This is a genomic window from Sinorhizobium sp. (genome assembly GCF_059070375.1).
In genome coordinates this window covers 378326-399571 of record NZ_JCACWC010000004.1, presented here as the reverse complement: position 1 = coordinate 399571, position 21246 = coordinate 378326, and the positions used below count along the sequence as shown (strand labels likewise).

At 60.7% G+C, this 21246-nt stretch carries 19 protein-coding genes; 12 read left to right on the top strand and 7 right to left on the bottom strand.

Translation table 11 applies throughout. From position 1 onward, the window contains the following. Positions 1-14: 14 nt before the first annotated feature. The 3 genes from AC5J09_RS28175 to AC5J09_RS28165 form a co-directional block, all read right to left on the bottom strand. Entirely contained in the window at positions 15-803 is a 789-nt protein-coding gene (locus AC5J09_RS28175; protein WP_494299123.1) for an ATP-binding cassette domain-containing protein, read from the bottom strand. Then, positions 800-1924: an ABC transporter permease gene (locus AC5J09_RS28170; protein ID WP_494299121.1), complete on the bottom strand. Its 1125-nt coding sequence runs from the start codon at positions 1922-1924 to the stop codon at positions 800-802. Before AC5J09_RS28170 ends, AC5J09_RS28175 begins: the two co-directional genes overlap by 4 nt. A 118-nt stretch (positions 1925-2042) precedes the next feature. After that, positions 2043-2993 (bottom strand): sugar ABC transporter substrate-binding protein, encoded by a 951-nt coding sequence (locus AC5J09_RS28165; protein WP_494299120.1) that lies wholly within the window; start codon positions 2991-2993, stop codon positions 2043-2045. A 181-nt stretch (positions 2994-3174) separates the two neighbouring features. Here AC5J09_RS28165 and AC5J09_RS28160 point away from each other — a divergent pair, with 181 nt between their 5' ends. Beyond that, on the top strand, positions 3175-4170 hold the full coding sequence (locus tag AC5J09_RS28160) for a LacI family DNA-binding transcriptional regulator (protein WP_494299119.1): 996 nt from the start codon (positions 3175-3177) through the stop codon (positions 4168-4170). A 357-nt stretch (positions 4171-4527) separates the two neighbouring features. After that, the gene (locus AC5J09_RS28155) at positions 4528-5022 is read left to right on the top strand and encodes a hypothetical protein (protein WP_494299117.1); all 495 of its coding nucleotides are present in this window, start codon (positions 4528-4530) and stop codon (positions 5020-5022) included. Positions 5023-5336: 314 nt separating this feature from the next. Here the strand turns inward: AC5J09_RS28155 and AC5J09_RS28150 are convergent, their stop codons facing one another. From AC5J09_RS28150 to AC5J09_RS28140, 3 genes are all read right to left on the bottom strand, one after another. Beyond that, the gene (locus tag AC5J09_RS28150; RefSeq protein WP_494299116.1) at positions 5337-5972 is read right to left on the bottom strand and encodes a TetR/AcrR family transcriptional regulator; all 636 of its coding nucleotides are present in this window, start codon (positions 5970-5972) and stop codon (positions 5337-5339) included. A gap of 116 nt (positions 5973-6088) precedes the next feature. Next, the gene (locus AC5J09_RS28145) at positions 6089-9199 is read right to left on the bottom strand and encodes an efflux RND transporter permease subunit (RefSeq protein WP_494299114.1); all 3111 of its coding nucleotides are present in this window, start codon (positions 9197-9199) and stop codon (positions 6089-6091) included. After that, entirely contained in the window at positions 9196-10311 is a 1116-nt protein-coding gene (locus AC5J09_RS28140; protein ID WP_494299144.1) for an efflux RND transporter periplasmic adaptor subunit, read from the bottom strand. Before AC5J09_RS28140 ends, AC5J09_RS28145 begins: the two co-directional genes overlap by 4 nt. Positions 10312-10411: 100 nt before the next feature. On the opposite strand from AC5J09_RS28140, the gene AC5J09_RS28135 reads away from it, so the two are divergent. The 5 genes from AC5J09_RS28135 (at position 10412) to AC5J09_RS28115 (ending at position 14932) form a co-directional block, all read left to right on the top strand. Next, positions 10412-11014, top strand: a complete 603-nt coding sequence (locus tag AC5J09_RS28135) for a TetR/AcrR family transcriptional regulator (protein ID WP_324765225.1) — start codon at positions 10412-10414, stop codon at positions 11012-11014. Continuing rightward, positions 11011-11490, top strand: coding sequence for a PaaI family thioesterase (locus AC5J09_RS28130; RefSeq protein WP_494299112.1), 480 nt, complete (start codon positions 11011-11013; stop codon positions 11488-11490). The genes AC5J09_RS28135 and AC5J09_RS28130 overlap by 4 nt, the downstream gene beginning before the upstream one ends. Further along, positions 11490-12749, top strand: coding sequence for a multidrug effflux MFS transporter (locus AC5J09_RS28125; protein ID WP_494299111.1), 1260 nt, complete (start codon positions 11490-11492; stop codon positions 12747-12749). Before AC5J09_RS28130 ends, AC5J09_RS28125 begins: the two co-directional genes overlap by 1 nt. Then, positions 12750-14048, top strand: a complete 1299-nt coding sequence (gene fabF / locus AC5J09_RS28120; protein ID WP_494299110.1) for a beta-ketoacyl-ACP synthase II — start codon at positions 12750-12752, stop codon at positions 14046-14048. It abuts the gene before it with no gap. Positions 14049-14116: 68 nt separating this feature from the next. Further along, positions 14117-14932: an oxidoreductase gene (locus AC5J09_RS28115; protein WP_494299109.1), complete on the top strand. Its 816-nt coding sequence runs from the start codon at positions 14117-14119 to the stop codon at positions 14930-14932. Positions 14933-15120: 188 nt separating this feature from the next. Here the strand turns inward: AC5J09_RS28115 and AC5J09_RS28110 are convergent, their stop codons facing one another. Continuing rightward, positions 15121-16209: a LacI family DNA-binding transcriptional regulator gene (locus tag AC5J09_RS28110; protein ID WP_494299107.1), complete on the bottom strand. Its 1089-nt coding sequence runs from the start codon at positions 16207-16209 to the stop codon at positions 15121-15123. A 146-nt stretch (positions 16210-16355) separates the two neighbouring features. On the opposite strand from AC5J09_RS28110, the gene AC5J09_RS28105 reads away from it, so the two are divergent. The 5 genes from AC5J09_RS28105 to AC5J09_RS28085 all read left to right on the top strand — a co-directional run bounded on the left by AC5J09_RS28105 (position 16356) and on the right by AC5J09_RS28085 (position 21235). Beyond that, positions 16356-17387, top strand: coding sequence for a sugar ABC transporter substrate-binding protein (locus tag AC5J09_RS28105; protein WP_494299106.1), 1032 nt, complete (start codon positions 16356-16358; stop codon positions 17385-17387). 102 nt (positions 17388-17489) lie between these two features. After that, entirely contained in the window at positions 17490-18446 is a 957-nt protein-coding gene (locus tag AC5J09_RS28100; RefSeq protein WP_494299105.1) for an ABC transporter permease, read from the top strand. A 17-nt stretch (positions 18447-18463) separates the two neighbouring features. Next, entirely contained in the window at positions 18464-19240 is a 777-nt protein-coding gene (locus tag AC5J09_RS28095; protein WP_494299104.1) for an ATP-binding cassette domain-containing protein, read from the top strand. Next, positions 19240-20214 (top strand): ABC transporter permease, encoded by a 975-nt coding sequence (locus AC5J09_RS28090; protein WP_494299103.1) that lies wholly within the window; start codon positions 19240-19242, stop codon positions 20212-20214. The genes AC5J09_RS28095 and AC5J09_RS28090 overlap by 1 nt, the downstream gene beginning before the upstream one ends. 10 nt (positions 20215-20224) lie before the next feature. Next, a complete protein-coding gene (locus AC5J09_RS28085; RefSeq protein ID WP_494299102.1) occupies positions 20225-21235 on the top strand; it encodes a Gfo/Idh/MocA family oxidoreductase in 1011 nt (336 codons plus the stop codon). Positions 21236-21246: the final 11 nt, after the last annotated feature.

The following is a 21246-nucleotide window of genomic DNA, read 5'->3' as shown; positions in this document are numbered from 1 at the left end:
GCAAGCAGAGTTGATCAGATTGTTCCGCCGAGCTCTTCCGACAAAGACTGTAGCTCCTTGCCACCCGCCATCAGGTTCTGCAATTCGTCGATACCGATCTCGCTCTTGGCATAGATTCCAAGCGTCTTGCCGCGATTGAGCACCGTGAAGCGATTGCCAACGGCATAGGCGTGACGAACGTTATGAGTGATGAAGATCACTCCGAGGCCTTTGGCTCGGACCTGGCTGATATATTTCAGCACCATCGACGTCTGGGCGACGCCCAGCGCCGACGTCGGTTCGTCGAGGATCAGCACCTTCGCGCCGAAGTAAACTGCGCGCGCGATCGCCACACATTGCCGCTCGCCGCCTGACAACGTACCAACCGCCTGCTGCGGGTCTCGGACATCGATGCCAATCTTGTGCATCTCGTCGCGCGTCACGTTGTCGGCCTGTTCCATGTCCATGCGCTTGAAGGGACCGAAGCCGATACGGGGTTCCCGCCCCATGAAGAAGTTGCGAGTGACCGACATCAGCGGGATCATCGCAAGATCCTGATAGACCGTGGCAATACCCGCATCGAGGGCGTCGCGTGGGCCGGAGAACAACCGGGGCTGACCGTCGATCAGGAAATCACCCGAGGTAGGCTTGTGTACACCTGCAAGCGTGTTGATCAGGGTCGATTTGCCCGCACCGTTATCGCCGAGGAGGCATAGAACCTCGTTGCGATACACGTTCATCGACACGCCATTGAGGGCGATGACGGAGCCGAAATGCTTGACGAGGTTCCTGACCTCGACGAGGGGCGTCTGAGACGTGCTCATGAGCGTTCTCCCGTGAGGCGTTTGCGGATTACATTGTTGAAGACGACGGCGGTCAGCAGCATGCCACCGAGGAAAACAAGGTACCAATCCTGGTCGATCGAGGTGTAGGTCAGGCCGATCAACACCATGCCGAAGACGATTGATCCGAAAAATGCGCCGATGGCGGAGCCGTAGCCACCGGTCAGCAGGCAGCCGCCGATGACCGCCGCGATGATCGCCTCGAATTCCTTCTGAAAGCCGCGGCGGGCGTCCGTTGAGCCGGCGTCGAGCACCGTAAGGATTGCCACCAGCGTGGCGCAAAGGGCGGTGAGAACGAAGAGCATGGTCTTGACCCTCGCCACCGGCACACCCGACTTGCGCGCTGCACGCGGATCCCCACCGGAAGCGAAGATCCAGTTGCCGAAGCGCGTTCTCAACAGGACCCAGGTGGCAAGGAGCGCGATGGCAATGAACCACAGGATCTCGACCGGAATGCCGGGCACCCTCGGCGCCCCGTTAGGAAAGGTGTCGATGATGCCGCTTTCAGCGAGCCAGGTGAACAGTCCGGGGAAGGCGTCTCCGGAGAACAGAGGGGAGAGCGGACTCCCAGCTACTGCTTCCTTCATGCCGCGAAGCTGGGTCGCGCCACCGCTCGCCCATTTCAGGCCGACCAGCGTCAGGCCACGCAGGATGAAGAGGAAGGCAAGCGTGACGATAAAGGAGGGAAGGCCGGTGCGCATCGTGAGCTGCGCATTGGTGATGCCGATGAAAATGGCGAATGCGATCGCGACGAGGATGGCGACACTGAGTGGCATCTGCCAGACGACCAGCGCCGTGCCGAAGACGAGACCGGCAAAGGCAACCATGGAGCCGATCGAAAGGTCGAACTCGCCGCCGATCATCAAGAGGGCCGCGCCGATCGCGAGAATGCCGAGCTGGGCAGCCGGGGCCATGAAGTTCATCACACCCGCCAACGTGAACATGGCGGGATTGGCGGTGAGCAGGAAGAAGACGGTCACGAGCACCAGACCGGCTACAGCGCCGAGTTCCGGACGCCGCAGAATTGCGGTCAATGTCGAAACCTTCTTCAGCCGCTCATCGGGTCTGGTAGCAGACGCGTTCTGTTCGTTGGCTAGCGTCATGGTTCGTTCCTTAGATCTCGGTCGTTATCCGTGCGCGCGACGACGGCCTACGAACCGAAGTGGCAGAATGCGCGGCAGGGGCAGCCCCCGTCTGGGACGGGGACTGCCAGGCTCCGCCTTAGCGGATGCCCTGGGAGGATTTCTCGATGACCTGAGCGGCGCTGTCCTTCTCGACGAAGCTCGGACCAGAAGCCACGTTGCCGGCCGGGATCGTGCCGTAGCGCGCATTGAGCGCCAGGAAGGTCACCGGCAGATACCCTTGCAGATAGGGCTGTTGATCCACCGCGAACAGCGCCTTACCGTCAGCGACGGACTGAAGGAAGCTCGCCGAAAGGTCATAGGAGGCGACCTTCACCTTGTCGCCGACACCCATCTTCTCAACAACCGCCACCGCCCGCTCCCCGACGAGCGGAGCCGAAAGGCCGAGGACGACATCGATCGACGGGTCGGACGTGAGCGCCGCCTGAATCTTCGACTCGATTTCCGCGGGATCGGAGGACGTCGGCAGTACGGTGACCTTGCCACCCTCGAAGCCCTGTTCTGTGCCAGCACAACGCTGATCAAGCGCGGCGTTACCAACCTCCTGGTTGACGCAGAGAACGTGCTTGAGGCCAAGCGACTTCAACTTCTCGCCCACCTTGATACCAGCCGGCGTCTCATCTTGGCCGACGTGCAGCTTGATGCCGAGCTTTTCGGCGGCGGAGATGCCGGAGTTCATGGATATCACCGGAATGCCAGCGGCGACGGCCTTCTCGATCGCAGGGCCGAGCGCGTCCGGATCCGGGTTCGAAATGACGATGCCCGCGGGGTTCTGGTTCACAGCGGCTTCGATGAGCTGAGCCATCGCCACCATGTCGAAGGTCTCCGGCGCGCGATAGTCGACGTGGACATTGCTGTCCTTGCCGGCTTGCATGATGCCATTCTTTACGATCGACCAAAACGGATCGGACGCTTGCCCGTGCGTCACGGCGATGATGGTAGGCTCCTGCGCTTTCGCGCTCACGGCCGCCGATGTAGCGACGCCGAGTACGACAGCGGCGAATGCCAGTTTCTTCAAGAGAGATTTCATTGGCTCCTCCTCCTTTCGCCGTCCACTCCACAGGATGGCGAGAAAAACGAATGCTACCGGGTGCATTCTCATTTGCTACCGGGTGCAAACAGGTGCATATTATCTGCGGATTGACTAAAAGCAAGCATTCATTTCATTTTAATCAATGAATGGAATATCAGTTCCATTTTCAGGAGGCTCTATGCGAAAGCGGGCGACAGCGAGGGAAGTGGCGGATGCCGCGGGTGTCTCGAAGTGGACGGTCATACGGGCTTTCACCCCAGGCGCCTCGATTGCGGAGGAAAGCAAGCGCAAGGTTCTCGAGGCGGCGGCGGCGCTCAACTACACGCCGAACCTGCTTGCCCGCAGTCTCGCGACAAATTCCACCCGTCAGGTGGCAGTGTTCGTCGACGATTTTGCCAATCCTCAGAAGCTGCCGTTCCTGGAGACTTTGACCGAACGGCTGCAGGCGGAGGGGCTGGTCGCCGTGCTTATCAATATCAACACCCACTTCGACCATGTGCATGCATTGCTTCACGCCGATCAGCGCCAGGTCGACGCCGTCATCCTGTTCGGAACGGCGTTTCGCAGCGAGACGCTGAGCGATCTGCAAATGGGCCGTGGAACGCCCCCCATGTTCGTGCTGGCTAGAGACAGCCAGATCGATGGCGTCCCGGCAGTAACTTGCGATGCCGAACTGGGGCTGCGCGAGATCGTCGATCATCTCTTTGAAAGAGGATACCGGCGTCCCGGCTTCATGACGGGCGCGACAGTCTTGTCGACGGCGTTGAGACGCCGACAGCATTTCGTCGATTTCTGGGGGGAGAAGGGCGTGGACGACGTCGCGGTGTTCTCGGCTGAGAAATACAGCGCCGAAGCCGGGGCCGAGGCCGTCCGCGGCTACCTCAAGCAGACCGAACCCGCGGACCGAGTCGACGTCCTGATGTGCGAAAACGACATCTTGGCGCTCGGAGCGATGGATGAGATCCGCGGCCGTTTTGGGTTGCGCGTCCCGGCAGACATGGCCGTCGTCGGCTTTGACAACTACGAGCTCTGTGGATCGTCCGCCTACAGCCTCACTACCTACGAGCAGCCCCGCGACCAAATGGTTGAGGTGATCGTCGGGATGATCACGGGACGGCGGGAGCCCGAGACCGTGACAATGCCGGGCGCCCTTGTCGTGCGCAATTCCACATAAGCCGGAGTCATTGGCGAGACCGACATTTCTCGAGTTCGGGAAGCGCCCCACCGCTCAAAGAATCCAGCCATGCGAGAACAATATGATCCCACGAAAAGCCATCGCCTTGCCCGCCGGCGTGCGTCTTGCCGTCAGTCCGCTGTCCTGGACCAATGACGTGCGTGAGAACCTTGGTGCCGACATCTCGCTCGAGACATCCTGAGCGACGCAGCCGAGATCGGTCCCCAAGGCGCCGAACTCGGACAAGAATTCCCGCGAGATCCCGCAACCTAGCGACCGCTTCTTGCAAGCTATGGCCTCGCCTTGGCGTCCGGCTGGCATTCGGGAGAACAGGCCGAACGCGGCGGCGGCGAAGAAATGAAAGCCGTTGCCCGCGATGCCGAACTTCTGCGCGAGATGGATTGCAAGGTGATGGTCTACGGCGAGGTCACAATGATGACGCGGGGATCGCCGCTCGATGCGCCGATGCCGCACCGCATGACCATGCCGAAGACGGACATGGTCGCATATGCCGCGTGGCTGACTGAGTTCGCCAAGCGTCTGGCGGGAGAGTACGATCTCAAACTTGCCTATCACCAAAAACCTGATGGTGATCGCAGAGCCTTCGACGGAATTTCAGATATTTTGGCACGACAGGGCCGTAAACTGGCCTGCTTCTCGACACCCGGATATGCCATCGCGGCCGGATTTGACTATGTCCTGGTGATCGAGCGCTTCGGTGATCGGGTCGTTCACATTCATCTGAAGGACGTTCGCGGTCCGAGTAATCCGCGATATCCAAGCGAGCGACCTCAGCATCAATGCCGGCGTGCGCAACGCGATGTTCGCTGTGCCTGGCGACTGTATTGTTGATTTCGGCCCGATTGGCCGCTTTGTCCGAGAAAATGGCTATCGCGGCTGGTGGTCGAAGCCGAGCAGGATCCTGCGCTCGCTCCGCCGCGCCCTGCCATCGCTCGCGCCTTCGCCCCCGGCGCGTCTTTGCTGGTTGAATGCATCTGCGCATGTTCGACGCGGCGGCGCGATGACGGCTTCCCGTTCGCCCATCGCGTAGTGAACTTCCGCCCTCCACCCTCTCGCGACGGATGGGAACCGGAAAGACCGACCCACCCGCGACGCTGATGAAGGGGAGTTCTCGACCCCAAGCCCACTGCCAAATCCTGAGGCGGCTAGGTCCGCATCCGGCGGGCATGGTCGGACCTTCCGAGGGCCTTTAGGATGAACCGAATTTGCTCACGCGGGCCAGCTTCGGTATCTTCTCCTTGTCGAAGGCGGTGCTCGATCAGAACCGGATGGAAGAACGGCATGAATGCGGAGTTTACTGCGCGCGCCGCTGCGGCGGGATCTTCGATCTCGAACTCACCCGTTTCGATGCCCTCGCGGATGATTGTCTCGAAGATTGTCACCATCTGCTCAGCATGCGCCTTGGTGACCGGCCGGTTCTCCTGCATGGCCGCTACAATCAGGTCGTGCATGCGCTTGTCGTTGAGCAGTTTCGTCATGTTGTGGTGGTGAACGGCGGTCAGGAGTTCCTCGAGTTTCTCCGAGGGCGGCGCGCTCCTGCATGCGATGGTAAGGGCGACCTCGGCGGTACCGTTCAAGATTTGCCTGCAGATGGATTCCTGGATTGCATCCCTCGAAGGAAAGAAGCGGTAGACATTCGCCCGGCTCATGGCGAGTTCGGAGGCAATGTCGGCTACCGAAGTCTTATGATGACCTATGCGGCGGAAGTGCTCCTCCGCCACCTCCAGGATGCGCGCACGCATGCGCTCGGTATCTGCCCCCGGTCGGTTCGGATAATCCATAGATGTCCCCAGATTGGATGAACGAAACGGTCCGGCCGTGTCGCCTCTGCGAGCGGTAGAGTCGCGAGGCTGGCCCAGCTCGCGTTCGGGCAAGGCCATCGAGCCCGCGACAGACGCTACTCGGCAGCCATTGCTATTCGCAATTCCGGCTCCCCAGTCGGCTCCTCATGGATGTCATCTGCAGTCGGCCTGATCCTGAACCACGCCGCGTACAGTGCCGGAAGGAAGAGCAGGATCATCACCGTGCCGACCGCCGTGCCGCCGATCAGCGTATAGGCCATCGATCCCCAAAACACCGAATGGGTAAGCGGAATGAAGGCAAGGACGGCGGCAAGTGCGGTCAGGATAACCGGGCGTGTCCGCTGTACCGTCGCCTCGATAACGGCGTGATAGTCGTCGAGGCCCGCCATTTGGTTCTCTTTGATCTGTTCGGTCAGAATCAAGGTGTTGCGCATCAGGATTCCCGCCAGTCCTATCAATCCCAGAATGGCATTGAAGCCGAAAGGCTGATTGAAGAGGAGCAACACCGGAACCACCCCGGCAAGACCGAGCGGTGCCGTCAACATGACCATGGTCATCGTTGAGAGGCTGCGAACCTGGAGAATGATGACGATCAGCATGGCGGCAATCATGGCCGGGAAGATTTTGACCAGCGCGACATTGGCCTTGAGCGATTCCTCGATGTTTCCACCCATCTCGATGCGATATCCGACGGGGAGCGAGGCGATCAACGGCTGAAGTGCTTTCATGATCTGCTGTGAGACTTCCGGGGGCTGCGTCGCCTCGTTAATGTCCGATCGGATCGTGATCACCGGCGTTCGATCGCGACGCTTCATGATCGGTTCCTCAAACCGGATTTCGGAATGGCCGATCTGATCGAGCGGAACCTGACGGCCGTCCCTGCTCATCAGCGAGAAGTCGGCGAGCCTCGCCGGATCGAGACGGCTCTGGCCAGCACTGCGTGCGACGACGGGCACGTTGCGGATGTTCTCGCGAACCTGCGTCACCGGAATGCCACTCAGCAGCAACTGCATCTGCTGGGCTGCCTCAGCCGGCGAAAGGCCAATCAGATTGAGCCGGTCCTGGTCGGGGACAAAGCGAAGCACGGGCGTACGATTGCCCCAGTCGCGGTTTGCCTGACGGACGTCCGGTACACCTTTCATGAATTCAAGGGCTTTCTCGGAGATCTGGTACAATTGCGCAGGATCCGGCCCCATGATGCGGAACTCGACCGGAAACGGCGTATACGGACCAAACACAAGCTGGGTGACACGGACGTAGGCTTCGGGAACCAGTCCGTCTGAAACGGCAGCCCGAAGGCGCAGCTTCAAAGCCTCGCGCGCGTGAGAGTCAGGGGTGAGCACAACGATCTTGGCGAAAGCGGGGTCCGGCAATTCCGGTGCCATCGCAAAGAAGAAGCGGGGAGCGCCCTGCCCGACATAGCTAGTGACGATCTTTGCCTCGGGCTGGTTTTGCAGCCAGCTTTCGACCTTCTCGACCGCGGCTGTCGTCGTCTCGATGCTCGTACCTTCGGGCATGCGGACTTCGACCAGCACCTCGGGACGATCTGACGTCGGGAAGAACTGCTGTTTCACCCCTCCCATTCCAACAACCGAAAGAGCCATGACGACGCCGACGACCGCGCACGTGATGAACTTGTGGCGCACGGCAAACCTGATGACCCCCCGCAGGCGCCGGTAATTCGGCGTGTCGTAGATAGCGTGGTGGCCGCCCTCGACTGGTTTGATCGCCGGCAGCATCTTGACGCCGAGGTAAGGCGTGAAGATCACCGCGACGATCCAGGAAACGATGAGAGCGAAACCCACGACCCAGAAGATGTTGCCGGCGTACTCGCCGGCGGTTGATCTGGCGAAACCAACGGGCATTAGTCCGATGATGGTCACGAGTGTACCGGAGAGCATCGGTGCTGCCGTATGGCTCCAGGCATAGGCGGCCGCCTTGATGCGGTCCATGCCCTCTTCCATCTTCACCACCATCACCTCAATGGCGATGATGGCGTCGTCGACGAGAAGGCCGAGCGCAAGGATAAGAGCGCCGAGTGTGATGCGATCGAAGAACCGGCCGGTTTCCAGCATGATGAGGAAGACGACGGCAAGCGTCAGCGGAACGGCCAGTGCCACGACGATCCCGACACGCCAACCTAGGCTGAGCAGGCTCACGAGCAACACAACCCCGAGCGCCATGGCAAACTTCAGCATGAACTCGCCGACCGCAGCGTCGATATTGACGGCCTGGTCGCTGACTTTGGCGAGGGTCATACCGAGCGGCAGCGTCTGAGCGATCGCGGCAGATCTTTCTTCGAGCGCCTTTCCGAGTTCCAGACCGTTCCAGCCCTGCTGCATCACCGCGCCCAACATGATGGCGGGCTCGCCTTCATGGCGGATAATGTAGGTCGCGGGGTCTTGATAGCCGCGCCGCACCTCCGCGAAATCAGAGAGTTTCAACGTGCGTCCGGCAGCGACGATCGGCGTGTCGGCAATTGCCTGCACACTATTGTAGGCGCCATCGAACCGGATAAAGACCTGCGGCCCGCGTGTATCAATCGAGCCTGCCGGCGTCACGGTGTTTTGCCTTTGCAAAGCCGCAGCGATGTCCTGTGCTGAAATGCCAAGGGTCGCGAGCTTGGCATACGAGAACTCGACAAAGATCTGTTCCGGTCGCTCCCCCAAAATGTTGATCTTTTTGACGCCCGGAACGTGCAGAAGATCCTGACGGATCACCTCTGCCTGCCGCACAAGCTCGCGCATGGGCATGCCCTTGGCCTTTAGCGCATAAAGCGCGAAGCTCACGTCCGAATATTCATCGTTTACGAAGGGGCCGAAGACGCCAGAAGGCAGGTTGCGGGCTTCGTCCCCCAACTTCTTGCGCGCCTGATAGAACTCCTCTTCGACAGCCGTGGCCGGCGTGCTGTCTTTCAGCGTCACGGTCAGGTAGGCGTAGCCCGGCCTTGTCGTCGTCTCAACGCGATCGTACCAGGTCAGTTCCTGGATGCGCTTTTCGAGCGGCTCCGCGACAAGATCCTGCATTTCCCGCGCCGTAGCGCCTGGCCATACGGTAGTGACCGTCAGGGTCTTGATGGTGAAAGAGGGATCTTCCGCGCGCCCAAGATTGATGAACGCGTAGACGCCGGCAGCGGCCAGCAGAACAATGAAGAACAAGGTGACGGCTCGCTCGCGAACCGCGAGCGCGGAAAGATTGAAGCTCATCGGTTGGACACCTCCGCCTTGAGCTCGGTCCTGACGGACGCGCCATCATTGAGGAGATGCGCCCCGAGGGCGACGACCTGCTCCCCAGACTCGATCCCGGTGACAAATGCTGTTTCTTCACCAAGCCGTTTGACCTCGACGGGAGCGAAGTGAACGGTGGCAGCGGCTTGATCGACAACCCAAACCCCGGTCCGGCTGCCGTCATTCAACACCGCGGCGACCGGCACCGCGACCTCGGACTGCCCCTCTCCGTTTAGGATGCTGATCGTAACCGTCGCACCAAGCGGCGCCGAGGCGGCGTCGCCATCGAGCACGTAACGCGCTTCGTATGTGCGGGTCTGAGGATCAGCGGCATCGGAGATCTGCCGCAGACGCGCTCTTCCGCGCCGCCCATCACTTCCATAGACACTTGCTTCGGCGTCTGAACCGATCGCGGGACGGACGGTTTCGGGTAGCGCGACCAGGGCCTCGCGCGGGCCTGCATGCGCGAGTTGGACTACCGTCTGTCCCGCCGCGATGACCTGTCCGGGTTCGCCGAGCGTCGCGACCACCGTTCCGTCCGCATCCGCCACAAGGACCGAGTAGGTCGCTTCATTCTCTGCGACTTTGGCTTCCGCTTCCGCGACGGCGAGTTGCGCCGCGGCGGTGTCGCGCGCCGCCTTGGCCTGCTCGTAACGCTGGGGAGTAGCAGCGACTCCGCCTTTGACAAGAGCGGCATAGCGCCTCTCGTCCGCGCTTGCCTGAACGAGGACCGCGCGGGCCGCCGCGACCGCATTGCGCTTGGCAGTCAGCGCAAGACGCAAATCGGTTTCGTCGATGCGCATCAGAGCTTGACCCGCCTTGACCTGCTGACCGACGTCGATCATTCGCTCAACGATTTTGCCAGATACGCGAAAGCCAAGATTGCTCTGCACTCGGGCGGCGATCGTACCTGTAAAGGCCCGCTCGGCGCTTACCGGTCTGGTGGCTTCAGCCATTCTTACAAGCGGTGACGCGAGGCGGGGATCGGCGGCCTCCGCATCCCGTGCTGGCGTTTCGAAAACGAAGGCGAACGCCGCGCCCCCGGCGGCAGCCACAAGGCCGATCGATGTGAGAAGAAATTTGCGGTTCATGTCCGATGACCCTTGTTGGCGGGTGCCGCCTCTATTTGGATTGCGATCTAAATCTAAACGTGGTATAGATGTCAAGTGAAATCTAATTTCGAGGTCGAACATGAGAGTTAGTCGCGCCCAGGCGGAGGCAAATCGCGAAGCGGTCATCGATGTGGCGAGCCGGCTTTTCCGAAAGCACGGTTTTGATGGCATCGGGCTCAAGGATCTGATGAAGGGAGCCGGCCTGACCCAAGGTGGCTTCTACAAGCAGTTCGAATCCAAGGACGATCTGGCGGCGCAGGCGTCCAGGCGGGCGCTGGAGAGCGCCTTTCGTCGATGGTCCGCTGCTGCCGCGGCCAATCCGCAGGATCCCTTTGGCGCGGTGGTCGCATTCTATCTCAGCATGGCACATCGAGAAGAGAAGATGGACGGCTGCCCTGTCGTTGCACTCGGCTCGGATGCTGCCAGGCAAGGCGTCGACGTGAAAGCGTCATTCGAAGCCGGGATCAGGGAATACCTTGAAATGCTCGGTAATTGGATTGGCGCGACCGACAGCGAGGAGGCGGACGGCAAAGCGATGGCCATTCTGTCGACGATGGTCGGTGCGGTGCTCCTCTCGCGCGCTGTCAACGACGAGCAGATGTCGAAGCGGTTCCTGGAGGCGGCCGCCGAGAGCGTGCTGATGTCGTCTGCGGGGGATGCAGAACCGGGAGCTCGCCAATGACGATGCGTCAGGCCGAAGCGCACGGCGCAACTGCCGACCAGGAGCTCTGCTCGGGGCTGGAGCTCGTTGCGAAACTGGCGGACGGGAGCATCCGCCGACCACCGATGGCGGAAATACTCCCGTTCACCTTGCTCCCTCCGGAAGAAGGAAAGGTCGGGCTGCTGGCCAGACCCGAGCCGCGCTTTTCCAACCTGACGAATACGGTTCACGGCGGCTGGATCATGATGATGCTCGACACCGTCATGGCGCTTGCCGCCCAGACGACGCTCTCGGTCGGCGAAACCTGTCCGTCACACGAAACCACCGCCAAGTTTGTCCGCCCGATCTTCGCCGATTCCGGCGAAATGCGTGTGACCGGCCACGTGGTGTCCCGCGGCCGGACCGTCATCACGCTGGAAGGCAGCATCGAGGACGCTCAAGGTCGGATCTACGCGCATGGCACGTCGACCTGCCTTGTCGTGGGCAGGAAGCCGTAATGTCTACGGTTTCAATCGTAAACCCCACGCCTTCCGAACGCCGCCTGACGGGCGGAACCCTGTTCCTGCTTGCCAGCCTGGCGGCACTCGGGGCGCTCGCCACCAACATCATCCTTCCCGCCTTTCCACGGATGGGCGCCGACCTGGCGTTATCCCCACACGAGCTCGGTCTTCTGCTCAGCAGTTTCTTCGTTGCGTTCGCCGTCGGGCAGGTTGCAGTTGGCCCCCTCGCCGATCGCTTCGGCCGCAGATCGCTGGTGCTGGGGGGCCTTGCGGTCTTTGCCACCGGCAGCATCGTTTGCGCCTTCGCCGACAGCTTGTCCCTGCTGGTCCTTGGCCGAGTTATTCAGGCGCTGGGGGGTTGCACAGCCTCTGTGCTGTCGCGCGCCATCGCGCGTGACGTGTTCGACGGCGAGGCGCTTGGCCGGGCTCTGGCGCTCACCATGATTGCCGGAGCGGCGGCACCGGGCTTTTCGCCTCTGCTCGGCAGCGTCCTTGCCGAACTGTTCGGCTGGCGCGTCACTTTTCTTGTCGTTGCCGGCTTTGGCGCGGCGCTGGCTTTGCATTACCTCGGCCGGGTCGGCGAAACCCATCCCGCTGGTCGCAGAACGCCTTTGGCACCTGCGGCCGTGGTGGCCGCCTATGGCCGGCTGGCGGGCGATCCCCGCTTTTTGTTGCCCGCGCTTGCGGTGAGCCTCGTCGTCGGCGGTCTCTACAGTTTCTTCGCGGCCGCACCCAGCGTGCTGATGAACGAGCTCGGCCTGACCGCCTTCCAGCTCGGCTTGTCATTCGCAGCGACGGTCCTGATCGTGTTTCTGGCGGGATTTCTCGCCCCTCGCCTGGCGCATCGCTGGAGCCAGCGTACCATCAGCATGGTGGGCCTCCTGGTCGCGCTCGCTGGTGGCGTCGCCATGTTCGCATTTGCGGCCGTGCCGACCGTTCTGACCTTCACCATGGCCATCGCGTTGTATCTATTCGGGATGGGTTTGATCAATCCGCTCGGTACTGCGATTGCGCTCAGCCCCTTTGGACGACAAGCTGGGCTGGCATCCGCGCTGCTCGGTTTCATGCAGATGGGCTGCGCCGCTATCGGCGCGTCCTTCGCCAGCGCCTTGCCGTTTCCGTCGGCTGTTTCCCTTGCGGTCGTCCTGACCACGGGTTCGGCACTTGCCCTTCTGGTCTTTCTGCCGGTCGCACTGCGCCAACCCCGAGCGCAGCCGAACGGTTCTAACGGCGTACCGGAATCAACAGGAGGATAGATGCGACGGATCGTTATTACAGGCATGGGAGCAGTCAGCCCCCTCGGATCAAATGTGACAACTTCCTGGTCCCGACTCTTATCGGGTAAATCGGGAATCCGGCGGCTTCCGGACGAAGTGGTGGGAGACCTGCCGGCGAAGGTCGGTGGAACCGTTCCCTCGCTGGAAGACGACTCCGAGGCGGGATTCGATCCGAATATCGTCTTTGCCCCAAAGGATCAGCGAAAGGTCGACCGCTTCATTCTCTTTGCACTGGCGGCAGCACAAGAGGCACTCGATCAGGCGAACTGGCGACCCGATACCGAAGCGAGCCGCCGGCGCACAGCTACGATCATTGCTTCGGGCATCGGCGGGTTTCCGGCCATAACAGAGGCGGTGCGAACGGTCGATCAGCGCGGCGTCCGACGTCTTTCACCGTTCACCGTACCGTCTTTCCTGGTGAATCTCGCAGCGGGACAGATTTCCATCCGCCACGGCTTCAAAGGGCCGATCGGGGCACCGGTGACGGCTTGTGCGGCCGGCATTCAGGCGATCGGTGATGCGGCCCGTCTCATCCGCGCAAATGAAGCCGACATCGCCATATGCGGGGGAACGGAAGCCTGCATGAATATCGTCAGTCTCGGTGGTTTTGCCGCCGCACGCTCCCTTTCCACCAGCTTCAATGACAGGCCGACAGAGGCCTCGCGCCCCTTCGACACGTTGCGTGACGGCTTCGTCATGGGCGAAGGCGCCGGCATCCTTGTCATAGAGGCATTGAGCCACGCGCTTGCACGCGGCGCGAAACCGCTCGCAGAGCTCGTCGGCTACGGCACGACAGCGGACGCTTACCATGTCACTTCCGGTCCGGAAGACGGCGATGGTGCGCGGAGCGCCATGGAGATCGCCATTGCCCAGGCCGGAATTTCGCCGCGCGAGATCCGCCACCTCAATGCGCACGCGACCTCGACGCCGGTCGGCGACCTCGGTGAAATTGTGGCGATCAAGCGGGTTTTCGGTGCTGACTTTAGCGTCGCTGTCAGCGGAACGAAGTCGGCGACCGGGCATCTACTCGGAGCTGCCGGCGGGCTTGAAGCCATTTTCACGATCCTGGCGCTTAGGGACCAGATGGCCCCACCGACTCTCAACTTGAACACTCCAGATGCGGCCGCCGACGGGATTGACTTCGTTGCGAACCAGGCTCGGCCGACGGAGATGGACTACGCGATTTCCAATGGCTTCGGCTTTGGAGGAGTCAATGCCAGCGCGGTGTTCCGACGCTGGACGGATACGGCGGCCGGCGCCGGAGAGTCTCGCGATTGAAGGCTTGGCTCTGACCCCTCCCGTTTTCCCTCGAAACGTAATCCAGCACAAAGAAGGAAGTGATTTTCATGAACAAAGCCAACCTTGGCGTCGCCCTCGTAACTGGGGCATCGACAGGCATCGGACAAGCAACGGCCAAAGCCTTGCAGAAGGCGGGCTTTCGCGTCTTCGGAACCAGCCGTCGCGCCATTCCCGAAAGATCCGACGGCATTACTATGCTGACTTGCGACGTAACCGATGACGCATCCGTGACGAAACTGGTCGAGGAGATGCTCGCCGAGGCCAATCGCATAGATCTGCTCGTCAACAATGCCGGCATTGGCCTGCTCGGCGGCGCAGAGGAGTCGTCAAGCGCTCAGGCACAGGCGCTTTTCGACGTGAACGTCTTCGGCGTTCTCCGTGTCACCAACGCGGTGTTGCCGACCATGCGGAGTCAGGGCAAGGGCAGGATCATCAACATAAGTTCCATTCTGGGCCTGATCCCGTCGCCCTACAATGCTCTCTATGCGTCGACCAAGCATGCCGTTGAGGGCTATTCCGAGTCGCTCGACCACGAACTGCGGACATTCGGAATTCGGGTCGCGCTGGTCGAGCCTGGCTATACCCGCACCGCCTTCCAGGAAAACCTGACCAAGCCCGACCGCTCCCTAGGTGTTTATGACGCGGTGCGCGCTGACATGGAAGTGCAGATGCGGAAGAGCATCGAAAGAGGCGAAGACCCCGAGGTCGTGGCAGAGGCCGTTGTCAAAGCGGCAATGGATAAGGCACCGAGAAGGCGTTACACCGCGGGCAAACTGGCCGGCCAAGTTCGCTTGTTGCGCCGCTTCGTCCCCGAGTCCGCGTTCGACAAGAGCTTGCGCAAACAGGTCGGCTTGCCGGTCTGATGCCGGCAATATGCGATCGCTGGGGGCTGGGGATTGTTCTTTCAATCCGTTCGCGAAGTTTCCGGATCTCGCCAGCCTCGACGAACTCCGCAACGGTCCGGTCCAGCTCCTCCGGCAGGCCGGAATCCGGATCCTTGAGGGCAAGCTGGACAGCCGCCGACTCCAGCGCGAAGCGCGGCTCGCCGGCTTTACAGACCGCAATTGTATCGGGTGTGCACCAGGATCTGCGAATAGGACGGCTCAACCGTCACGCCGCCGACGTTCTCATGGATCCATTTGGCTGCGGCCGTCAACTCGCCGCTGAAGTCGTGCGAAATGACATAGTCCATGACGCCGGACTCCAGCAGGTTTCGTGAGTGGTTGGTCAATTCGTGGCCGACGAAGACTGTGTCGCGGGCCCTTCCGGCATGTTCCAGTGCCTTTGCCACGCCCCGGTTGGCGCCGGCGACATTGTAGATCGCGGCCGGGTGGCCATGTGCCTCGAAATAGCGGGTTAACTGCTCACAAGTGCTTTCCGGTCTGTCGTCCGAAATCACGCGTTCCTCGATCTTCAAATATGGAAAATCGGAACGGAGCACCCTCCGAAATCCCATCTCGCGCTCCTGCTGACATCGGAATGCCACGCTCATGACGATCAGAATATTGTTACGCTCCTTTGGGAGAGCATTGCCGATCAGAAGCGCCGCCACGCTGCCGGCAGAATACTGATCGTTCCCTATGTAGACGCTGCGACGGGAACTCGGCAGATCGGTCGTCAGGCAGACGACGGGTATTTCGATAGTCCGAAGCTTTCGTATCGCTCGATTGATCGCCGGGTGCTCGCGGGCGATGACCACGACGCCATCCGCAGCGCTGCCCTGCTGCTCAATCCGGCGCGCAAACGATGAAGGCTCGACTTCGCTCGTGGTTACGTAATCTCCCTCGATCTCGATACCGGCAAGGGTTCGGTTGATCTCGGCCACAGCGGCCGCCATTGCTGCATTAAAGGTTTCGCCAGAGTCACAAAATAGACGAATATGCAAAGGGATGTCGCGGTCCACGCTTTCGTTCTTCAGCTTTTCGAGTGCGCCCAGGACGCGGGATCTAGTTCGTTCTCGGACACCGCTGCGATTGTTGAGGACCCTGTCGACTGTCGCAGGACCGACCCCTGCGAGCTGGGCAATTTCTTGGATCTTGGGGCCTTTCCATTTCCGATTTTGCAGGTGATCGACCACAGCTTTCTCCAGTTTCCGCCTAAAACTGATGGTAAAACCATCATCTCGGAAGTCACCGTTCATTGCAACGCCAAACTTTTGAACGGCTTGTCACCATTTTTGTCTGTGTGGAGATGCTGATGTGTTTAACATCAGAAATTGCCCTTCGTTTTTCTTGTCTGATGTAATTCCACTCCAGATAATCACATCGCTAACGGAGGAGGAACCCCATGAAAATCCGAAATTCAGTTCTGCTTTCTGCCTTAACGGCCGCCACCGTACTCGGAGGCATAGCCAATGCGCAGGACGGCGAAAAGCAATATCGCTTCGTCATGGTCTCTCACATCGGATCGAACGATCCGAACATGGGTTGGCTGACGAAGTCGATGGAGGAGTTCGAGAAGAAATATCCGAACGTCAAAACCGAATACATCTCCACCAACAACTATTCGGTCCAGGAACACGTTCGCCTTCTCGAGCAGGCTATCTCGACCCAGCCCGATGGCATCGCCGTCCCGATCGTCAGTTCCGATGCCTTCGAAGGACCACTGCGCAAGGCCATCGAAGCCGGCATCCCGGTAGTCGCCTTCAATATTCCGGACGGCCGGCCTGAGGGCGAGCGCATTCCCTACCTGACCTATGTTGGCGGCGACGAATATCTAACCGGCAAGAAGCTCGGCGAATACGCTCTTGAAAAGGCCGAAGCAGGCGAAATTCCGAACCCGACCCGTGTCGTCTGCGCAAGCCATGACTCCGCCCACCAGGGTCTTAAGGCTCGTTGCGCCGGGATGAAGGACGCAATGGAGAAGGCCGGCGCGAAGGTTGATGAACTGTTTATCGGCGCCGAACCGGCGACGGCACGCAATACCTTGCAGTCCTTCCTGCAAGCCAACCCGGACACCAACTACATCTTCACGGTTGCTGGCTGGTCTTCACCTTGGGCATGGGGTGTCGCCAATGAGATGAAGCTCGACCCGGATGTCGACGATAAAGGCGTGACCGTCCTGACAGTTGACGAGGGTCCGGTTTCGATCGAGGGGGTGCGCGCCGGACATGTGCTGGCGACGAACAGCCAGGGCTTCTGGCTGCAGGGTTACGCGCCGATGGAATGGCTCTACTGGAACAAGGAGTTCGGTTACGCGCCGCAGTCGAATATCCTGACCGGTCCCGTGATCATCAATAAGGATAACGCAGACAGGTGGGCCGAACTGGTCCGCGGCGTCTTTGGCGACAAGGCCTACGACGAGCAGAACACCTGGTAAGGGTTCCTCCCGGAGGGGCGGCCGGCTGCGTCGAGGAGCGCCGGCTGCCCCGACCCATTTTTGCGCCTGATATCGCACATTGAAACCAGCGAGCAGAGTGTCATGAAACAGCTTGTGCGAAGCCAAGGCTTCGGCGCGATCATCGGCGTCGTCGTCATGCTTGTCGTGTTTTCCCTGATCGACTTTTCCGGCTGGTGGACCGCCCAGACCATCACCAACGTCACGCAGTTCACAGCCATCTTGTCCTTTGTCGCCATGGGTCAGGCCCTTGTCATTATGACGAAGGAAATTGACCTGTCTGTCGGCTCCGTTTACGGGCTGGCTGGCGTTGCCTTCATCACGCTGGAGCCGAGTTTCGGCGTACCCGGCTCGCTCGTCATAGCGCTGGTCATGGCTGCCTTCGTTGGCCTCCTTCAGGCGTTTGCCGTGGTGAAGGGGCACTTGCCGTCGATGATCGTGACGCTCGGCGGCCTCTTTGCGGTCCGCGGGATCATCTATGTCTGGACGGGTGGCTCGGTCCACAATTTCTCAGCCGATGCACGCATCCATCCGGTGACCCATCTGTTCGGCGGCGAACTGTTCGGTGTCGAAGCGGCCATATTCTGGCTTGTCGTGGTCGCAGCCGTTCTCGGTATCGTATTCTGGGCCACACCCTTCGGAAATCGCCTTCTGGCCACCGGGGGAAACCGTGAAAGCGCGGAATCGCGCGGCGTTCGCACCGACCGAGTGAAGATCTGGGCCTTCGTCCTTTGCTCGCTGCTCGCCGGATTCGCCGGCATCCTGACCCTATGCAACCAGCCGCAAACCCATGTTACGCTCGGCGAAAATATGGAGCTCGAGGCCATCTCTGCCGCGGTCATCGGCGGCTGCCTGCTGACTGGCGGACGCGGCTCGATCATTGGAGCCGTACTCGGAGCTCTGATCGTCGTCAGCTTCCGCTACGAACTCATCGCTCTTGGCGCGCCCTCGTCCTGGTACATCACCTTCGTCGGTCTCGTGCTCATCGTGGCGGTCATCTTCAATCAGAAACTGGCCCGTTTCCTCGGACACAGCGTTTGACGCGGGAGGACATCAAAATGGCGAACAGCAAACCCCTCATTCAGGTGAAGAACCTTGATCTCCACTTCGGCGCTTTCCACGCTCTCAAGAATGTCTCGGTGGACTTTCACGCCGGCGAACTGATTGGCCTGGTCGGCGACAACGGCGCCGGCAAGACGACGCTGATCCGCGTCCTTTGCGGCATTTACGCCCCGACCTCGGGCGAAGTCTTTTTCGATGGCAATAAGGTGGAGAAATTCCACCCGAAGCTTGCGATCGACCAGGGGATCGAGACGATCCAGCAGTCTGTCGGCCTCTGCGACAACCTGTCGATCGCGCGCAATTTCTATCTTGGACGCGAGCCGGTAAAGCGTGTTCTCGGCATCCCCTTCCTCGATATGAGCAAGATGCGAGAGAAGTCTACACGCGTGATCCGGCAATTCGGCTTGCGTGCAAATGTCTCCGCGGATGACGAGGTGGAACGCCTGTCAGGCGGAGAACGTCAGTCCGTGAAGATCGGTCGCGCGGTCGAATTCAAGAACAGGGTCGTCATCATGGACGAGCCGACCAACCATCTGTCGGTACGCGAACGCGAGCACGTCAACGAGCTCGCCGTCCAGCTCAAGGAGCAGGGCCTGCTCGTCATCTACATCACCCACGACATCTTCCAGGTACATAGGCTCGCCGACCGAATTGTGATTATGGAGAATGGCGAAAAGGTCGCAGACGCAACAACCGATTCCATGACGGCGGAAGAACTAGAAGAGGTTATCCGCCAGGGCGGGCGCGTTGTGGAAAAGCGGGAGGCGGTCTGATGGCTCTCTCCTCCGCCAAGCCTCTCATTCGACGTCATTCGGAGATCGGGATCTTCCTGATCGGCGCCGTTCTGATCGTCATCTTCGCCTTAACGTCGGACGGCCGATGGGCCAATCTCTACAATATCGGCACCATCCTGCAGGTAACGGCAACGCTGGGTTTGATGAGTCTCGGCGTCGCTCTGGTGATCGGGACGGGCGAGATCGACATCTCCGTCGGTTCGACCTTCGGCATAGGCGCGCTGGCCTATCTCTGGCTTACGGCTCAGGTTGACCCGTCGATCGCCGCAGTTGCTGCAGTGTTGGCCGGCGCCGCGATCGGACTGTTCAACGGCTTGCTGGTTACCCGAACCGGCACGCCATCCCTCATCATTACGCTTGGGACGCTGATGATCTTCCGCGGCATCGCCATCGCTCTGACCGAGGGATTTTCATTCTCTATTCCCTATGCAGCACGCAGGGGCTGGACCTACTTCGTCCTCGGCGGTGGTGACTTCCTGGGCTTCAACACCGCGCTCTACTGGCTCGTGACCTTGACCGCCATTCTCCTGGTCGCGTTGAAAGCAACGCCTTTCGGCAACCGCCTACTCGCCGTTGGCGGGTCGGCCGAAAGCGCGCATTCGCGTGGCGTTCGCGTTGATCGAATCAAACTGTCTGCTTTTGTGCTGTGCGGCATGTTGGCGGGTTTCGCTGGCACGCTCGAGGCCGGCAAGCTTGGCTTCGCAGACGGCTCGATGGGACGCCTGATGGAACTGCAGGCGATTGCTTCCTGCGTGCTTGGCGGCTGCCTGCTCGCCGGGGGTAGGATCTCGCTGCCAGGTGCGCTGATGGGGGCCTTCGTTCTGTCCTCCATCCAATCCTATCTCGTGGTTACGGGCGTCCGTCCGCAATGGTTCATCCTCGTCCTTGGTCTCATCGTGGTGCTCGCTGCCTACGGCGACCGATCGCTGCGGCACTGGGCGCTTCGCAAGTAAAGGGTTCAAAATGTCTGTCAGAATAGCGATCATAGGCGCGGGTATCATGGGGGCCGACCACGCCCGCATTATCGCCGAAGACCTTCCGGGAGCCTCGCTGCAGGTTGTGTGCGACGCGTCGCAGGAGCGGGCGCGCAAGGCGGCCGACGAATACGGGACAGGTGACGCCTCGGACGATCCGCTTGCCACCATAAGGCGCGATGACGTTGATGCCATTGTGATTGCCAGCCCCGACGAAACCCACGCGCCGCTTGCGCTTGCGGCCATTGAGGCTGGAAAGCCCGTGCTTTGCGAGAAGCCACTCTCGCAAAGCTCAAAGGAGTGCCAGGACGTCATCGAGGCGGAAGTGTCCCGCGGCCGGCAGTTCGTCCAACTCGGCTTCATGCGCCGCTTCGATCCGTCCTATCGAGAAATGAAAGCGGCCTTGGACGACGGTTCGCTCGGGGCCGCAATCATGATGCACAATTTCCACCGGAACGTGGAAGCGCCTGCAAACTTCACGGGCCAGATGGCTATCACCAACTCGGCCCCGCACGAGTTCGATGCTGCCCGGTTCGTCCTCGGCGCCGATTACAAGGCGATCTCCGTCTTCCAGCCGACCGGGATAGACGCTTCCAGGACGGGAGCGCCGGTCTTCATGGTCCTCGAGACCGAGAAGGGCCAGTTGGTCAATATCGAGATCAACAACAACGCCGCCTACGGCTATGACGTCCGCGGTGAGCTCATCGGCGAAAAGGGGTCAGTTTTTCTCAACGCGCCGATCCATACGCGACAGAACGGCCAGCTCATGGCGTACGAGCGCTATGCGCCGGATTGGAGGCCGCGATTTGCAGAAGCCTATCGGCTTCAGAACAAGGCCTTTCTCAATTTCGTCCGGACCGGGGAATTCTCTCCCATCGCGGCGGACGCTTGGGACGGTTACTGCGCAGCGCGAGTCGCGGAAGCCGGCGTCGAAGCCCTCGTGAAGGGCGCGCGTGTCACCCTTGCAAGCGCGGAAGAGCCGTCTTTCTACAAACATTAAGGGATTAAAGA

What these genes read in the sequence shown, in the direction of transcription:
- AC5J09_RS28135 (WP_324765225.1), top strand. Translation starts at nt 10,412, where the DNA reads ATGAGAGTTAGTCGCGCCCAGGCGGAGGCAAATCGCGAAGCGGTCATC.
- AC5J09_RS28100 (WP_494299105.1), top strand. Translation starts at nt 17,490, where the DNA reads ATGAAACAGCTTGTGCGAAGCCAAGGCTTCGGCGCGATCATCGGCGTC.
- AC5J09_RS28155 (WP_494299117.1), top strand. Translation starts at nt 4,528, where the DNA reads ATGAAAGCCGTTGCCCGCGATGCCGAACTTCTGCGCGAGATGGATTGC.
- AC5J09_RS28175 (WP_494299123.1), bottom strand. Translation starts at nt 803, where the DNA reads ATGAGCACGTCTCAGACGCCCCTCGTCGAGGTCAGGAACCTCGTCAAG.
- AC5J09_RS28095 (WP_494299104.1), top strand. Translation starts at nt 18,464, where the DNA reads ATGGCGAACAGCAAACCCCTCATTCAGGTGAAGAACCTTGATCTCCAC.
- AC5J09_RS28145 (WP_494299114.1), bottom strand. Translation starts at nt 9,199, where the DNA reads ATGAGCTTCAATCTTTCCGCGCTCGCGGTTCGCGAGCGAGCCGTCACC.
- AC5J09_RS28105 (WP_494299106.1), top strand. Translation starts at nt 16,356, where the DNA reads ATGAAAATCCGAAATTCAGTTCTGCTTTCTGCCTTAACGGCCGCCACC.
- AC5J09_RS28140 (WP_494299144.1), bottom strand. Translation starts at nt 10,311, where the DNA reads ATGAACCGCAAATTTCTTCTCACATCGATCGGCCTTGTGGCTGCCGCC.
- AC5J09_RS28115 (WP_494299109.1), top strand. Translation starts at nt 14,117, where the DNA reads ATGAACAAAGCCAACCTTGGCGTCGCCCTCGTAACTGGGGCATCGACA.
- AC5J09_RS28085 (WP_494299102.1), top strand. Translation starts at nt 20,225, where the DNA reads ATGTCTGTCAGAATAGCGATCATAGGCGCGGGTATCATGGGGGCCGAC.
- AC5J09_RS28110 (WP_494299107.1), bottom strand. Translation starts at nt 16,209, where the DNA reads ATGAACGGTGACTTCCGAGATGATGGTTTTACCATCAGTTTTAGGCGG.
- AC5J09_RS28165 (WP_494299120.1), bottom strand. Translation starts at nt 2,993, where the DNA reads ATGAAATCTCTCTTGAAGAAACTGGCATTCGCCGCTGTCGTACTCGGC.
- AC5J09_RS28130 (WP_494299112.1), top strand. Translation starts at nt 11,011, where the DNA reads ATGACGATGCGTCAGGCCGAAGCGCACGGCGCAACTGCCGACCAGGAG.
- AC5J09_RS28125 (WP_494299111.1), top strand. Translation starts at nt 11,490, where the DNA reads ATGTCTACGGTTTCAATCGTAAACCCCACGCCTTCCGAACGCCGCCTG.
- AC5J09_RS28160 (WP_494299119.1), top strand. Translation starts at nt 3,175, where the DNA reads ATGCGAAAGCGGGCGACAGCGAGGGAAGTGGCGGATGCCGCGGGTGTC.
- AC5J09_RS28150 (WP_494299116.1), bottom strand. Translation starts at nt 5,972, where the DNA reads ATGGATTATCCGAACCGACCGGGGGCAGATACCGAGCGCATGCGTGCG.
- fabF (WP_494299110.1), top strand. Translation starts at nt 12,750, where the DNA reads ATGCGACGGATCGTTATTACAGGCATGGGAGCAGTCAGCCCCCTCGGA.
- AC5J09_RS28170 (WP_494299121.1), bottom strand. Translation starts at nt 1,924, where the DNA reads ATGACGCTAGCCAACGAACAGAACGCGTCTGCTACCAGACCCGATGAG.
- AC5J09_RS28090 (WP_494299103.1), top strand. Translation starts at nt 19,240, where the DNA reads ATGGCTCTCTCCTCCGCCAAGCCTCTCATTCGACGTCATTCGGAGATC.